The sequence below is a fragment of the Acidobacteriota bacterium genome (assembly GCA_016703965.1).
In the GTDB taxonomy this organism is placed as follows: domain Bacteria; phylum Acidobacteriota; class Blastocatellia; order Pyrinomonadales; family Pyrinomonadaceae; genus OLB17.
Genome location: JADJBB010000021.1, coordinates 316,965 through 331,627 on the forward strand (window position 1 = coordinate 316,965; position 14,663 = coordinate 331,627).

The window sequence follows — 14,663 nt, forward strand, 5'->3', positions numbered from 1 at the left end:
TTGCAAACAAGCAACTACTTAACGAACTGCAGGCCATTTGCTTTGGAGATCAATCCGTGTTTTTCAGCGAGTTTGAAATAAAGCTCCATCCCGCTTCTCATCGGATCGTCTATTGAATACGAAATGTTCTCCGACAAATACTTCCGCATCTCGTCGCGGCCGAGATGGATGTCGGTTTCGTAGTTGGCGATGATCTCGTCGATGTGGGCGATGCCTTCGTTTCGCGCCGAGGCAAAATCGATCTCGACGCTGTCGCGGCGGGTCATCCACATCGCGAAGACGAATCCGAAGCCGGTGTGATGCTTCCAGAGTTCGGCGAGATCGTAATATTTGAGTCCGGAGTTCGGAGTCTGGAGTCTGGAGTCGGCGGAAAGTCGTAGGGCTGGATCGCCGATCAACAGAGCCGCGTCAGAATCGGCGAGCATTTCTTCGATATCGGGGCGTGCTACCTTCCAGACAGGCTCAAAGCCTAGGAATTCACGAAAGATGATTTTTGTAAGAGCGACCGAGGTCCGCGACGAAGTGTCGAGAGACACGCTGCGGACATCTGCTAAATCAGAGCCCTTAGTGACGAGACAGACGCTGCGGACACGTTCTCGCGCACCCACACACACATCAGGAACAAGCCGGACTCCCTCGATCATTTGGTAGGCGATCACAGGGACAAGGGCCGCATCCACGCGATCCTGCATGAGCAGTTCCGCCGAACGCGCGGGAGCTGTGTCCATGATCAACTCGGCCTTGCCGTGGTTTTTGCCGTAGAGGAACGACCAGACGAGCGGTGCGGTATTTGAATAGCTCGAGGCTGAAATACGCGGCTGATGCATCTACTGCTCCTCAAAAACGTCTGCGTACTCTGCATTTCCATGCAGCTTTTTCAGCGCGAACGAACACGTCGCGTGGATCTTCAAATTTTTCTTGCGAGCATGTTCCACGGCAGCAGCGAGCAACTTGTCACCGACCTTTTGACCGCGGAGGCTCTCGTCTATCTCGGTGTGATCGATAGTGAACGCCGTGTCGCCTTCGGTTTTGTATGCCATCTCCGCGAGTCGCTTGCCGTCTCCGCGAACGATAAAGGCTCCGCGGCCGCCTTTTTCAATGTGTTCGATATCCATAGAAACAAGCGTAAGTTCAATGCCCTGCAGAAAGCAAATCTTGTGCGCCGTACGGCATTTGAACTATGCTCTAAACATTATGAAAACGAGAGTGTTGGCGTTCGCTTTTGCGGTGTTGGCGGGTTGTACATTATCCGTATTTTCTCAGGGCACGGTCGTCGTTCACGACCCGACAAAAGAAGCTGTGGAGGTGAAATTATCTGCTGCTGATCAGGCTCTTTTTGATTCGGCTCTGCCGGCGGTAAAAAGATCGATCTCGTCCGAGACCTGCAATGCCGATTCGATCGAAGTTGCGGGCTTTGCGGATGGAGCGTTTTCTAAAGCAGGGGCGAAACAGCGGCTTATTTTCTACCAGTATTGCCAGACCGGAAATGGCTTTGGATGGGTCGGGCTCGTTTTGATCGAAGGCGGCAATGTCGTGGGGAATTACATCTCGGAGGCAGGTTGGACCGTTGGGGTTAACGCGGTTCCCGACATTAACCAAAATGGGCTCGATGAATTTGCGCTCGCCTATTCAGGCGGAATGCATCAGGGGCAGGGCGGCGTTGGCGTTGATCTGATGGAATTTGCCGGCGGGATTCCAAAAGGTATCGGCTGGTATAAAGCGGAAGAATTTGCCGACACAGAAGCAGTTGCCGCGTGGAAACTTACCGCGAAGCCCGGCGCGGTTCCCGTGTTCTACAAACAAAAATACTTCTCAGGCGAGAACAGCAAATATCGCAAGGTCGGTGCAAACGCGGTCACGAAACTCACCAAGGTCAACGGAAAATTCACGGCGGTAAAATGAAGAAAATACACGACATAACGGTTGCCATTAGCGCCGAAACTCCAATCTATAAGGGCGATCCGGGCGTCGAGATCAATTCGTTCAAGGCGATCGCAAAAGGGTCGTCGGCCAACGTTTCACAGATATCACTCGGCGTTCACACGGCAACGCACGTCGATGCACCGAACCATTTTATCGACGGTGCAAAACGCGTTCACGAACTCGACCCAAACAAGCTCGTCGGCCCGTGCCGCGTCATTGAGGTTCCAACCGATGTCGTCGCGATCGAGCCTGAGCACGTCGGCGATCTCGCCGGAGTCAGCCGCGTGCTTTTCAAAACGCAGAATTCATCATTCTGGGCGACGCCGGAGCTTGGATTTAGAACGGATTTTTCTTATCTGACACCGGCAACTGCAAAATTGCTCGTCGACAGCGGCATCGTTCTCGTCGGTATCGACTATCTCTCGATCGAAAAAAGCGGCTCGCCCGGGCATCCGGTGCATATCACTTTGCTTGAGAAAGAGGTTGTTATTTTGGAAGGCGTCGACCTTCGCTCGGTTCCGGCGGGCGATTACGAACTGATCTGCTCGCCCTTAAAATATGACGGAGCTACCGGAGATGGCTCGCCCGCGAGAACGTTTTTGCGTGAGTAGAAATCTTATTATTTTAACATCGTCAACGATCCTACTTTACCGCTCAGAAGCATGAGCCGTTTACGCCTATCACTCCGCCGAACTTTCTCCAGGTCAAGGCGGCAAATGCTGAAATGAAGGCCACGGCCACCTCGCAAAACTCGTCCAAGGAGTCAAAGCCAAAGGATCACACGGCGTCGAACAACCGTCGGCTACGAACTCCGCGAGAACTTGCGGCGGACGAAGGCCTTAAAGGCCCGATGATCGCAGCCTGGTGATCGAAGTTCGGCGTATCACGGTAAATGCTCAACCGGCCCTGCTTTCACGATAAGATAGTCATCCCTGCGGACCCCCTGGGGAAAGGAGCCCCAAGAATCTGGCCCAGCAGGATCGCGACCGGCGAAGAAACATGCTCGGAAGGTGACCGGGTTGAAAGTTAAACGCCAAAAGCTGGAAAATGCGATCTGGGAAAGTTTATGGTTTTCCGGAGGGTTTCCGGGAATGAGGATGACGATCAGATCAGTCTTTTGGGGGGGGTGCTGACGAAGAGTTCCCGGGGAGGGGTCATCAATTCCAAGGCAAATGCTCGACCGGCGCCTCAATCCCGATGAATCTCCAGCAGGAACTCCTCGCGAAGGCGTTGCATTTAAGACGGCTGGAAAGAGTCTGGCAAGTTTCAGTGGTTTCAGAGGGTTTCCGAAGGGTAACGACCAGATCAGTTGATTTGATCAATACGACTTTGAACCACAGCTTCGAGACTTGTGTTTTATGTTTTAATATCTCACTACCTTCCCCACTTCAGTTTATCCCTCAAAACATCAAAATAGTTTCGATTGGCGGGCTGCACCAGGTTGAATGTGGTTTCGCTCTTGCGGATGATGATGCGGTCTTTGGCGCGCATTGGGTAGCCGGTTTGGCCGTCGAGGCTGAGGACGACCCCTTCGTTTTCGTGGTGGAGAGTTAGTTCGATGGCGGCGCTGTCAGGGACGACGATCGGGCGATTTGTTAGCGTGAATGGGCATATCGGCGTCAGCACGACGGCGTTCATTGACGGGTAAACGATCGGGCCGCCGGCTGAGAGGTTGTATGCGGTCGAGCCCGTAGGCGTCGAAACTATCAGACCGTCGGCGCGAAATGTATTAACGAAAAGATCGTTTAGCTTGACGTCGATCTCGATTATCCGCGCGAGGGCTGCTTTGTTGACGACGACGTCGTTGAGGATCCGTCCGGTCGCGAGTCTCTCTTCACCACGCCAATGTTCTGCTTCGAGCATTACGCGGCGGTCTATCTCGTAATTCCCCGCGATTATCGCCTCGACCGCGGGAAACATCTCTTCGATACGAAAATCCGTAAGATAACCGAGACTTCCGTAGTTGATGCCGAGAACTAGTGTCTCTGGGTCTTTGACGAGACGTGCAGCCGAGATCATTGTGCCGTCGCCGCCAAGAACAACGATCAGATCGGCCTTCATCCTCGGCGTCCGGCCGCCCGAAATATCACCGGCGGAAACCATTTCGCATGATTCGCCTAAGCGGTGTTTTCTGAGCCACACTGAAAGCTCTGCCGCCGTCGCCTTTGCCTCTTCATGGCCCGGCTTTACGACGATGCCGACAGAATTGATCTTCTTGCTAATCATAAACGGCCGCCTAACTCTCTAATAATCAGTGAAATGATACTAAACCGCAAGGAGAAATAAATTGAGGAAGTAGGAGTGCTGGGCATATAATCGCCCGCTATTCGGCGCGCGAGCCTTGTTTAATTGGCTTTCAGCGGTGTTTTTGTTAGAATTGCGGATTGTCTCTTTTTGACTAAAAGTCAGTATTTCAAAGGTGTAGGTGTATCTCGATGTTAAAGTTCTTTACCCGTCTTGAGAAGACGCGAAATTTCGTTCTGTTTTTGTTCGCCATTTTGATGGTGGGCAGCCTTGTATTTTTCTACACGCCGGCTCGTAACAACGCGGTCTCCGCGAACCTTGCTCAAAGCGATGAGACGGTTGCCTCGGTTTCGGGACAGAAGATCTCGATCGGCGAGCTAGTCAGGCAGAAAGAAAATTACGCCCAGTTCAGCCGCGGCCAATCATTCCCAACGAGAATGATGCTTGACGGCCTGATCAGCAGCCGCATCACGCGCGTTGAGGCAGAACGCCTCGGCCTTACGGCGAGCGATGCTGAGGTAGCCGCTAAACTAAGAGAGCAGAACAAGCCGACGGACGGAAAACCGTTTGATCAGGCCCAATATGAGCAGAATGTAAAGGAGCAGTTTGGCAGCATCGCGACCTACGAACAGAGCGTTCGTGATGATCTCAGTGCTCAGAAACTCAACGCTTTTCTCACATCGGGCGTCACTGTCTCCGAGGAAGAAGTCCTTAATGACTTTCAGCGTAAGAACACTAAATTCGACGTCAACTACGTTGCGGTGAACAGCACGGAACTTGCCAAGACCATCGTGCCGACCGACGCCGAACTAAGAGATTATTTTGAAAAGAACAAGACGAGCTACTACATCAGCGTTCCGCAGAAGAAGATCAAGTACGTTTTTGTTAACACCGCAAAGCTTGGCGAAAAGCTGCAGATCTCTGATGCCGACCTTAAGACCGAATATGATGCTCTGCCGGCTGACAAAAAGCTCGCCGGTGTGAACGGCCAGGAGATCGTTCTTCGCGTTCCCAAACCAGAACTCGATGGCCAGGTCGCTGCCAAGGCCGCCGAACTCGTTCAGCAGGCTAAAAAAGATGGGCCGAGTGTTACGGAAGAAGCATTTGCCATTTTGGCTAAAGGCCATTCAGAAAATCCGGGAACTGCCCAGAACGGCGGTAAACTCTCGGGACCGGTTCGCGAGAACCCCAACAAAGCTGACGATCCATATCAACGTCTGCTCAAAATGAAGCCAGGCGATGTCACCGAGCCGATCAGCTATCAAGGCCGCTACTTCATTCTCCGCCGCGGGGAAGACGTGCCTAAATCCTACGACCAGGCCAAGAAAGAGATCGAGGTCAGTTTGCGAAATCGCAAGGCCTACGCGGTCGCTGCGGAACTCGCACAGAAGATCGTTACGTCGCTTAAAGAAACCAAAGATCCGGTTAAAACAGCTCAGGCATTCGCGGCAGAAGCGAATATGTCGGCTGCCGATATGGTCAAGGAAACTGCGTTCGTTAAGCCGGGTGATGACGTGCCTAACATTGGTATCTCGCCGCAGTTCGAAGAAGGCATCGGCCCGCTCGCCAATGTCGGCGATGTCGGCGAAAAGACCCCGATCCAGAATGGTTTCGCGATCCCGATGCTGGCTGATAAGAAAGAGCCGCGTGACGCTGAATTTGACGAGGTCAAGGCTCAGATCGTTGACGTCGTGAAGCTCGAGAAAGCTCGCTCGCAAGTCGAAGAGATCGCGAAGCAGATCGCTTCAGGTGCAGCATCCGCAAGTGCTCTCGGTGCCTCGGCAACTGCAAAAGGCATGACTGCCAAAGATCAGAAGAACCTCATTCTCGGTTCCCCGCTTGGCGAAGGCCCGACCGCCGGAACTAGCGAAGCTCTGGAAGACGCCCTTTTTGCGATGAAAGTGGGCGATGTGACCAAGACGCCGATCAAGGTTGGAGATAACTGGTACGTCGTTGGCGTAAACAAGCGTGAGGATGCTAATACCGCCGATTTTGCCAAACAGCGAAGCGGCCTGATCGAAACCATGCTCTCGAAAAAGAGATCAGCGGTTTTTTCCGATTATCTCGCAGCGGCCAAGCAAAAAATGGAGACTGGCGGTTACATCAAGGTCTACAAGGACGCACTTGATAAGATCGACGCTCCGACAGCTGGCTTGACACCCACTGACGCGAACTAATATTCCTAATTTGCGATGTTTCTTACGGCTGTCTGAAAAGGCAGCCGTTTTTTTGTCCCTAAGCCGGCTCCAAGCAGCTCTTGCCAGCCAATGCCAGCAGATGTCCAGAGGACTACTTTCCGTAACAATGCGATCCGATCTAACGCGCGATAACTACCTTTTTGAAGCATAGCCAAGCCTGATATCGATCTGCGGGGAGCAGGGCTTTAACGCGTTACATTGCACGTTTAGATCACGATCAATAAAGCTGGAGAGAACAATTTCCAGAATGAATCCGCAGCTTAACGACTGAACGTTAGACCGAGTATGGCCGCGATAATTGGTGGCAAACATTAACTAAGGCGGGTCCGCTTCGCTTGTTATGCCCTCAGGCGGCGGAATGACTGCGGTGAAAAGCTGAATGCCGAGTCAACAAGGTATTAAGTAATGCCCATGCGCAAATTAAAACCGCCGCAGAGATCACTTAAAAGCAGTGATCTCTGCGGCGGGCATACCCTTGCGGGTTTAGTTTACTTGCCGGTGTGAAGCTCGGCGTAATGAATGAAGAACCAGTAGGTAATGCCAAGCCATATTGCCAGATTGAGTCCGGTTGCAGCCAGGCCAATGTTTCTGGTTTGAGCACTTCGTACTGCTGCGATCGCCCTTTCCGTACATCAGCACTATGACAAGCACTCCGGTCACGCCCCAGGCGAATAAGCGAACAGCCATTTCGATCCACACTAGATGCGACACCTGCCAAACCGTCAAGGCCATTGCCAGAACGATCGCGATCGCCGCAGCTATCGGCGGCTTATAGTTCGATTCGACCTCATCGCCCTCGCGACTAGGATCGAGGCCGATCTTGCTGTGCGTATAGCTGTATGCGAAATAGATAACCAGTCCGATCGACATCCACACGATCAGACGGATCCATGTGTCAAGCGGCAGACTGTTCATCAAATAAGCAGCGGACAAAACCGTTGCGATCGGAATGAAAGGCGAGAGAGGCACCTTGAACGGCCGATTCAATGCCGGATTTGATGACCTCAGAATGATGATGCCTACACCAACGATCACAAATGCGAACAGCGTTCCGATACTGACCAGTTCACCCAAAAGACTGATCGGCACAAAACCGGCGAGGATCGCTACGATAACGCCTGTTATAGCCGTCGTAATATGTGGTGTCTGGAATTTCGGGTGGATCTTCGCTGCCCATGCGGGAAGCAGGCCATCCTTCGACATCGAATAGAAGACGCGTGGCTGGCCCATCGTCATAACGACCATTGTCGAGCTCAGGCCGAGCACGGCACCGACCTTAATGATCGTTGGGAAAGCGTAGAGAATGGTTCCCATGGTCGTGCCCTGAGCCTTTTGCAAAGCGGCATCAATAGCAACCGCGATCGGGGCGGCGGCATTGGTAAGGAGCTTGTAATCGACCAAGCCGACCATAATGCCTGCGACCAGGATATAGAGAACAGTACAGATCGCCAGCGATCCCATGATACCGATCGGCATATCGCGTTGCGGGTTCTTCGCTTCTTGTGCAGCTGTAGAAACAGCGTCAAAACCGATGTATGCGAAGAAGATCACGGCCGCACCGGTAACAACGCCGCTAAAGCCATAAGGCATAAACTGCGCACAGCCCGGAGCCCCAACGGTACAACCGATGCCGATATTGTTCGTATTGACGTAGCCGATGCCCGCGATGATAAAGAGAACCACCACGAGGACCTTGACCAACACGATGACCGAGTTAAAGCTTGCAGACTCTTTGATACCGCGGATAAGAAGCAGCGTGACGGCAACAGCGATCAGCGCCGCGGGCAGGTTAAAAATTCCGTGTCCGATCACCGCACCGGCAGCGTCTTTCAGTTCGGTTCCGGGTGGAGCGCTGAGAGCTAACGGGAAGTTGATCCCAAGCGTATCGCGGAAGAGACTGACCACATATCCCGACCATCCGACCGCAACTGTCGCGGCGCCGAAAGCATATTCGAGAATAAGATCCCAGCCGATGATCCAGGCGATAAATTCGCCAAGTGTTCCGTAGCCGTAAGCGTAAGCCGAACCGGAGATCGGTACGCTGGCTGCAAACTCGGAATAACAGAGCGCTGCGAAAGCGCTCACGATACCGGCAATTATCATTGAGATGATAACGGCGGGCCCCGCGTGTTTACCGGCAGCTTGGCCTGTCAGAACAAAAATGCCCGTTCCAATGATCGCACCTACGCCGAGCATTGTCAGATCAAGGGCGCTCAACGTTTTCTTTAGAGTGTGTTCGCCGGTCTCCTGAGATTCGGCGATGATCCGGGAAATTGGTTTAGTCGCGAAAAGTGACATGAAAACCTCCTAAGGTTGATTTAACGATAATCTTTTTTGTGATGGCCGAATCCGTCTGCTCCTACTAGGCCTGTTATTGGCGAGCAGTATTAGCGGCCATTGCCTTCCAAATGAAGTAAACCGGAACGCCGGTAAGAACGATAACAAGTCCAGGCCAGGTCGCTGTTGTCTGATAGACGAACAGAACGACCAGGATGATCGAGGCTCCGATTATATACAGGGCCGGGATTATCGGATATCCAAATGCTTTATACGGGCGTTCGGCGTCAGGTTGTTTCACTCTGAGCACAAAAACTGCCGCGATCGCCAGAATGTAAAAGATCAAGGCGGCTGAGATCACGTAGGTGAGTAGATCGCCGTATAGATTGCCGTAAGTGACTTTGCCGTCCGCAGCCTGATTTACCGTGCGCGGCAGAACGTATAGTACCGACAAAATGCCCTGGATAACGATCGCCCAGGCCGGCACGTGAAATTTATTTAGTTCACCGGCCGCTTTGAAGAAGAGTCCATCCTTTGCCATTGCGTAATAGGCGCGGGCTCCAGAGATGATAAGGCCGTTATTGCAGCCAAAGGTCGAGATCATGATCGCGATCGCCATTATCACGGCCCCTGCTCCAGGGAAGATGACATCGGCAGTTGCCGAACCGACTCGATCACTCGGTATCTTCTGCATGTCCTCAAACCGAAGCGTAACCAAATAGGCTATATTGGCGAGCAAATAAAGAGCGATCACTCCACCCGTTCCAAGCAGGAGCGAGAGCGGCAGATTGCGTTTCGGATTTACGACCTCGCCCGCCGTGAACGTCACGTTGTGCCAGGCGTCTGCGGAAAAGAGCGAGTTTGTTTGAGCGACGCAGATCGCGATCAGCATCCCCAACGCAGTCAACAGCGAGGTCAAAGTCGCGGCCGAGTCGTTTGCCGGAGTCGCACCGACGTTTTGCACACTGCCGCGCACTGTCCAAAGATCGCCGAAATTGGCAGCCGCGATCTCGGGATACCAGACGAGCCCTACAATTATCCCCAGAATTATAAGTGCGATGAGCGAGCCGGTCTTGGCGAAAGTAAAGGTATTCTGAACAAGCTTACCGAGCTTTAGCCCGCGCGTATTCATAAACGTTAGCGCCACGATCATGACGATCCCTAGCAGCTGGGCGGTAGACAACGAAAGAGCGTAGCTGGACGAACCGATGCGAATAGGTTCGATAAGATAATTGCTTTCGGATATTTTCGGAAAAAGAATGCCTGTAAACCGGCTAAACGCGACCGAAACCGCCGCTATCGTCGCCGTTCCAATGACAAGAAAATGCGTCCAGCCGTACAAAAAGCCCCACAGCGGAGAGAAGGCTTCCTTTAAATAGACGTACATTCCGCCGGCACGCGGCATCATCGCGGCGAGTTCGCCATAGGAAAGAGCCGCGCCGACCGTCAGAAATCCTGTTACCAGCCACACAACAAGCAGCCATCCGGGAGAGCCGACCTGGCGGGCGATATCTGCCGAGACGATAAAAATGCCCGAACCGATCATCGACCCGGCGACGATCATTGTTGAATCGAGCAGGCCGAGACCGCGTATAAAACCTTCGCGTGTTTCCTTTTCAGCTTCCGGATCTGATGCCATATTCATTCCGAGTCATCGCAAACGAAACGCCGCCAGAGGCCACACGTTCCAATCTTGTTTTTGAGGTCTTGCGTATCTATGTCGCGTCCGATCTGAAACGGGCGTAGCGACTGTATCACTCAGTTGGAGAGTTTCGTAGGGATATTATACGTGTATTACCAAAAGTGTCGAGTGAATTTTTGTGGTTTTTTATGAATTCGCCGCTGGAGAATCAATAACTTGCACCATGTGTGGAGCCTGTGGGAATTTTATAGCATACGGCCGGATGCGATATGATATCGACAACACATGAACAATAAAGCAAGTGAAACCGGCGATATGCCGACGGATGAATTTCGAAAGTACGGCTATCAGGTCGTTGATTGGCTGGCAAACTACTTCGACGAGATGGAGAATATGCCGGTCCTTTCGCAGGTCGAGCCTGATTGGCTGAAAAACAGCCTGCCGAAGTCCGCTCCGGAGAAAGGTGGGGATTTTGGGGATGTTCTGGCGGATATGGATAAGCTGATCCTGCCGGCGGTCACGCATTGGAATCACCCGAATTTCCACGGCCTCTTCTCGACATCGACGTCGTCAGTCGGCGTCTTTGGCGAGATGTTCACGGCGGCTTTTGACATGAAGGCGATGCTATGGCGAACTGCTCCCGCCTCGACCGAGCTCGAAGATGTCGTGCTCGACTGGCTGCGGCAGATGATGGATCTCCCCGACCAATTCGAAGGGATCATTTACGACACGGCCTCGGTCTCGACAATGCACGCGATCGCGGCAGCTCGCGAAAAGGCAGGTTTGAGCATTCGCGAAGCCGGAATGAGCGGGCGTGATGACGTGCCGCTGCTGAGGGTTTACTGCTCAGAACATGTTCATTCTTCGATCGACAAGGGAGTGATCACACTCGGTTTGGGACTTAAGTCCCTGCGAAAGATCGAATGCAATGAGCGGTTCGAGATGATCCCCGAGAAGCTGGCTGAAGCTATCGAGCAAGACATCGCCGCCGGTTACAAACCTATCTGTGTGATCCCTACGATCGGTACGACATCGACCTCAAGCGTCGATCCCGTCGATCAGATCGCGGATATTTGCGAGAAATACGGCATTTGGCTGCACGTCGACACGGCTTATGCGGGCTCGACGGCCATCGTGCCGGAGTTTCGCGAGCATTTTAAGGGCTGGGAACGCGCGGATTCGATCGTTGTGAATCCGCATAAATGGCTGTTCACTCCGTTCGATCTGTCTGTCTTGTATTGCAAAGATCTGAGCGTACTAAAAGACGCGTTTTCGCTCGTGGCGGAATATCTGAAGACCAGCGACGAGCAAACCGTCAAGAACGGAATGGATTACGGCGTGCAGCTTGGTCGCCGATTTCGTTCTCTCAAATTCTGGTTCGTCATCCGCTACTTCGGCCGTGAAGGTTTGATCGCACGCCTCCGCGAACACTGCCGTCTTGCCCGGTTATTTGCCTCTTGGGTCGAGGAATCGCCAGATTTTGAAATGATGGCCCCGGTTCCGTTCGCGCTCGTTTGCTTTCGCCTGCATCCGAAAGGCATTGCTTCCGACAAACTCAACGATCTTAATGAGCGTATCATGAACGACATCAATGCCTCGGGCGAAGCGTATCTATCGCATACAAAACTCAACGGAAATTTTACGCTGCGGTTGTCGGTAGGCAGTGTTCGGGTCGAGGAGCGGCATCTAACAAAGGTCTGGAAGATCCTAAATCGAAGATTGGCCGCCGAATCCTTATGAAAACTCTCTCACTTTCCCTGATCGCAGTTCTTCTGTTTTCGGTATCTGCCTTGAGTCAAGATCCAGGCCCAAAAAAGCCCGCAAAAAAGGCTGTCGCGGTCATTCCGCGCGAAAAATTTGATCCGAAGCGTGATCCGAATGCTGATCTCGCATCTGCGGTCGAGTCAGCTTCGAAGAATGGAAAGCGAATAATCCTCGATGTCGGAGGCGAATGGTGCGGCTGGTGTGTTTTGTTGGACAAGTACCTGTATCAGACTAGCTCGCTCAGGAAGCTCCGCGACACTAATTTTATCTGGGTAAAGATAAATATGAGCGAAGAGAACGAAAATGAAGCCTTTTTGGCGTCCTATCCCGAAATACAAGGCTATCCGCACCTCTTCGTCTTGGACGAAACGGGCAAGCTGCTTCATTCTCAGGACACATCAGTACTGGAAAAGGGTAATGGCTATGACCTGCCGAAATTCACAGCTTTCTTGAAAAAATGGGCTCCCAAGGGCGAGAAAACATTGAAATAAATCTCTATTTACTCCCAACCTCCGCCCAGATCTTGTGCCCATGGGTTTCCTTTAGAAATATCGTGCCGATGATCACGGTGATCGCCGCGATCGTCATCGGATAATAGAGGCCCGCATAAATATTTCCGGTTTGAGCGATAACGGTCACGCCGATCAGCGGCAGCAACCCGCCAAAAACCCCGTTCCCGATGTGATACGGCAAAGAGAGAGCTGTATATCGTATTTTTGCGGGGAACGCCTCGACCAGATAAGCGGCGATCGGGCCATAGACCATCGTTACCCAAATAACTTGTAAAAAGACGAGGAGAATTAACTTCCACGCGGTCGAATTTGAAATGAAATTACCGAAAGACGAATAGACGAGCACCTTTGGGGCGGGAGCTAAGACGCCCTCGGCATTGCGGGCCATCGGCGTCAATGTAGTTTCTCCGGTGGCGGGATTCTTTTGCGAACTGGCTGTTTCGACGTTTGAGCCCGATGCCGCCTGCATTCCGTGATAGATCGGCAGATATGTCATCAATGCCAAAAGGCAGCCGGCCATGATGATCCACTTGCGGCCCACCCGGTCGCTTAGAGCTCCAAATACAACGAACAACGGCATTCCCATCAGCAGAGCGACGGCGATGATATAGTTTGCGGAGGTCACATCGACGTTGAGGATCTTTTGCAGATAAAAGAGTGCATAGAACTGTCCCGTATACCAAACAACGCCTTGACCGGCCGTCGCGCCGAGCAGTGAGATCAAGACGATCTTAAGGTTTTTCCACTTGGTAAAAGCTTCGATCAACGGATTTGCCGAGGTCATGCCGGAGCTTTTTACCTGTTCAAAGATCGGCGATTCCTTCATCCGCAGTCGAATGTAGAGAGAAACACCAACCAGCAAGATAGAGATCAAAAACGGAATACGCCAACCGCTGATCGTTCCCGCCTTTCCGGCAAACTGATCCGGGCTCATCAGATTTTGAACTGTGAGAATAACGGCGAGCGATAGAAACAGCCCCAAAGTAGCGGTGATCTGTATGAATGAGGTGTAAAAACCGCGCCGATTATCAGGCACGTGTTCGGCGACATAGACTGCAGCCCCGCCATATTCACCGCCAAGTGCGAGCCCCTGCAGAACGCGGATGAGCAGCAGGATTATCGGCGCTGCAATGCCGATCTGCGCGTAGGTAGGCAGAAAACCAATGACGGCGGTTGCTCCGCCCATTATCAGCAGTGTGACCAGAAAAGCATATTTCCGGCCGACAACATCGCCGATCCTGCCAAAAAACAGGGCTCCGAACGGCCGTACGATAAATCCAACCGCAAAGGTCGCAAGGTACGCGATATACGCAAACGTATCATTGCCCGGCGGATAAAAAAGCGGTGCGATGATACCGGCGAGGCTGCCGAAGATGTAGAAATCGTACCACTCGATCATCGTACCGACCGCCGATGCGCCGATCACCTGCCAGATCTTCGATTTCGAAACCTGATCGTTATATACCGCTCCCAGATCCTGTGCGTTTTCCGCCATTTATCTTTTGACTCCGTTTACCTTGTTTGTGCGAATCCTAATTTAATTGGTTTGAGGTATTAAAGCAGTTCTCGAGCCTAGTTTCAAAGGTCAGACCAATGTGTTAGCTTCGAATCGGATCAACAGATATGGAATTTATCAAGGAAAGCGTTATCAAAGCCTCGCCGGAGCGGGTTTTTGCATTTCACCAATTACCCGACGCATTCGCGAGACTCGTACCGCCGTGGGAAGATGCGACCGTGATCCAGATGGCCGATATCTCGGTCATCGGGTCTCGGGCGATCATCGATAACAAACTATTTGGATTGTTTACTGTCCGATGGGTGGCCGAGCACACAGCGTACGATCCGCCCCATTTATTTGAGGATATCCAGATCTCAGGGCCATTTAAAAGCTGGCGTCACCGGCACATCATAAAACCGCATGCCGAAGGAGCGATCCTTAGAGACGAGATAGAATACGAGCCGCCATTTTCGATCTTTGGAGCAATAGCGGCGCCGTTCGCGGTGGTGCCAAAGCTGGAAAAGATGTTTGAATACCGGCATGAAGTAACCAAAAAATGGTGCGAGGAAGATGCAAAAGCCCGCGCGTAAGCAAGGGCGAAACAT

Annotated in this window: 13 protein-coding genes; 7 read left to right on the forward strand and 6 right to left on the reverse strand. The window is 52.4% G+C overall.

The genetic code is table 11. From position 1 onward, the window contains the following. Positions 1-14: 14 nt before the first annotated feature. Both IPG22_08880 and IPG22_08885 read right to left on the reverse strand, forming a co-directional pair. Positions 15-827, reverse strand: a complete 813-nt coding sequence (locus IPG22_08880) for a menaquinone biosynthesis protein (GenBank protein MBK6588396.1) — start codon at positions 825-827, stop codon at positions 15-17. After that, positions 828-1,115, reverse strand: coding sequence for an N-acetyltransferase (locus IPG22_08885; GenBank protein MBK6588397.1), 288 nt, complete (start codon positions 1,113-1,115; stop codon positions 828-830). It abuts the gene before it with no gap. Positions 1,116-1,194: 79 nt separating this feature from the next. Here IPG22_08885 and IPG22_08890 point away from each other — a divergent pair, with 79 nt between their 5' ends. The 3 genes from IPG22_08890 (at position 1,195) to IPG22_08900 (ending at position 2,791) form a co-directional block, all read left to right on the forward strand. Next, positions 1,195-1,902, forward strand: coding sequence for a hypothetical protein (locus tag IPG22_08890; protein ID MBK6588398.1), 708 nt, complete (start codon positions 1,195-1,197; stop codon positions 1,900-1,902). Continuing rightward, on the forward strand, positions 1,899-2,534 hold the full coding sequence (locus tag IPG22_08895) for a cyclase family protein (protein MBK6588399.1): 636 nt from the start codon (positions 1,899-1,901) through the stop codon (positions 2,532-2,534). Before IPG22_08890 ends, IPG22_08895 begins: the two co-directional genes overlap by 4 nt. 113 nt (positions 2,535-2,647) lie before the next feature. Next, positions 2,648-2,791, forward strand: a complete 144-nt coding sequence (locus IPG22_08900) for a hypothetical protein (protein MBK6588400.1) — start codon at positions 2,648-2,650, stop codon at positions 2,789-2,791. 506 nt (positions 2,792-3,297) lie between these two features. On the opposite strand, the gene IPG22_08905 is transcribed toward IPG22_08900, so the two are convergent. Further along, positions 3,298-4,149 carry an NAD(+)/NADH kinase gene (locus IPG22_08905; protein MBK6588401.1) on the reverse strand — a complete coding sequence of 284 codons (852 nt, stop codon included), beginning with the start codon at positions 4,147-4,149 and terminating at the stop codon, positions 3,298-3,300. A gap of 209 nt (positions 4,150-4,358) precedes the next feature. Here IPG22_08905 and IPG22_08910 point away from each other — a divergent pair, with 209 nt between their 5' ends. After that, positions 4,359-6,344, forward strand: a complete 1,986-nt coding sequence (locus IPG22_08910; GenBank protein ID MBK6588402.1) for a peptidyl-prolyl cis-trans isomerase — start codon at positions 4,359-4,361, stop codon at positions 6,342-6,344. A gap of 504 nt (positions 6,345-6,848) precedes the next feature. Here IPG22_08910 and IPG22_08915 read toward each other — a convergent pair. Both IPG22_08915 and IPG22_08920 read right to left on the reverse strand, forming a co-directional pair. Beyond that, complete coding sequence (locus IPG22_08915) at positions 6,849-8,663, reverse strand: amino acid permease (GenBank protein MBK6588403.1); 1,815 nt, start codon at positions 8,661-8,663, stop codon at positions 6,849-6,851. Positions 8,664-8,736: 73 nt separating this feature from the next. Continuing rightward, positions 8,737-10,281, reverse strand: coding sequence for an amino acid permease (locus IPG22_08920; GenBank protein ID MBK6588404.1), 1,545 nt, complete (start codon positions 10,279-10,281; stop codon positions 8,737-8,739). Positions 10,282-10,569: 288 nt separating this feature from the next. On the opposite strand from IPG22_08920, the gene IPG22_08925 reads away from it, so the two are divergent. Continuing rightward, entirely contained in the window at positions 10,570-12,024 is a 1,455-nt protein-coding gene (locus tag IPG22_08925) for an amino acid decarboxylase (GenBank protein MBK6588405.1), read from the forward strand. After that, on the forward strand, positions 12,015-12,539 hold the full coding sequence (locus IPG22_08930; protein MBK6588406.1) for a thioredoxin family protein: 525 nt from the start codon (positions 12,015-12,017) through the stop codon (positions 12,537-12,539). The genes IPG22_08925 and IPG22_08930 overlap by 10 nt, the downstream gene beginning before the upstream one ends. A gap of 4 nt (positions 12,540-12,543) precedes the next feature. Here the strand turns inward: IPG22_08930 and IPG22_08935 are convergent, their stop codons facing one another. Then, positions 12,544-14,055 carry an MHS family MFS transporter gene (locus tag IPG22_08935; GenBank protein MBK6588407.1) on the reverse strand — a complete coding sequence of 504 codons (1,512 nt, stop codon included), beginning with the start codon at positions 14,053-14,055 and terminating at the stop codon, positions 12,544-12,546. 128 nt (positions 14,056-14,183) lie between these two features. On the opposite strand from IPG22_08935, the gene IPG22_08940 reads away from it, so the two are divergent. Beyond that, positions 14,184-14,648 carry an SRPBCC family protein gene (locus IPG22_08940; GenBank protein MBK6588408.1) on the forward strand — a complete coding sequence of 155 codons (465 nt, stop codon included), beginning with the start codon at positions 14,184-14,186 and terminating at the stop codon, positions 14,646-14,648. Positions 14,649-14,663 lie beyond the last annotated feature (15 nt).

Bases quoted from the DNA above. Each gene is read 5' to 3' on its own strand.
- IPG22_08880 (MBK6588396.1), bottom strand. From the start codon at position 827: ATGCATCAGCCGCGTATTTCAGCCTCGAGCTATTCAAATACCGCACCG.
- IPG22_08885 (MBK6588397.1), bottom strand. From the start codon at position 1,115: ATGGATATCGAACACATTGAAAAAGGCGGCCGCGGAGCCTTTATCGTT.
- IPG22_08890 (MBK6588398.1), top strand. From the start codon at position 1,195: ATGAAAACGAGAGTGTTGGCGTTCGCTTTTGCGGTGTTGGCGGGTTGT.
- IPG22_08895 (MBK6588399.1), top strand. From the start codon at position 1,899: ATGAAGAAAATACACGACATAACGGTTGCCATTAGCGCCGAAACTCCA.
- IPG22_08900 (MBK6588400.1), top strand. From the start codon at position 2,648: ATGAAGGCCACGGCCACCTCGCAAAACTCGTCCAAGGAGTCAAAGCCA.
- IPG22_08905 (MBK6588401.1), bottom strand. From the start codon at position 4,149: ATGATTAGCAAGAAGATCAATTCTGTCGGCATCGTCGTAAAGCCGGGC.
- IPG22_08910 (MBK6588402.1), top strand. From the start codon at position 4,359: ATGTTAAAGTTCTTTACCCGTCTTGAGAAGACGCGAAATTTCGTTCTG.
- IPG22_08915 (MBK6588403.1), bottom strand. From the start codon at position 8,663: ATGTCACTTTTCGCGACTAAACCAATTTCCCGGATCATCGCCGAATCT.
- IPG22_08920 (MBK6588404.1), bottom strand. From the start codon at position 10,281: ATGGCATCAGATCCGGAAGCTGAAAAGGAAACACGCGAAGGTTTTATA.
- IPG22_08925 (MBK6588405.1), top strand. From the start codon at position 10,570: ATGAACAATAAAGCAAGTGAAACCGGCGATATGCCGACGGATGAATTT.
- IPG22_08935 (MBK6588407.1), bottom strand. From the start codon at position 14,055: ATGGCGGAAAACGCACAGGATCTGGGAGCGGTATATAACGATCAGGTT.
- IPG22_08940 (MBK6588408.1), top strand. From the start codon at position 14,184: ATGGAATTTATCAAGGAAAGCGTTATCAAAGCCTCGCCGGAGCGGGTT.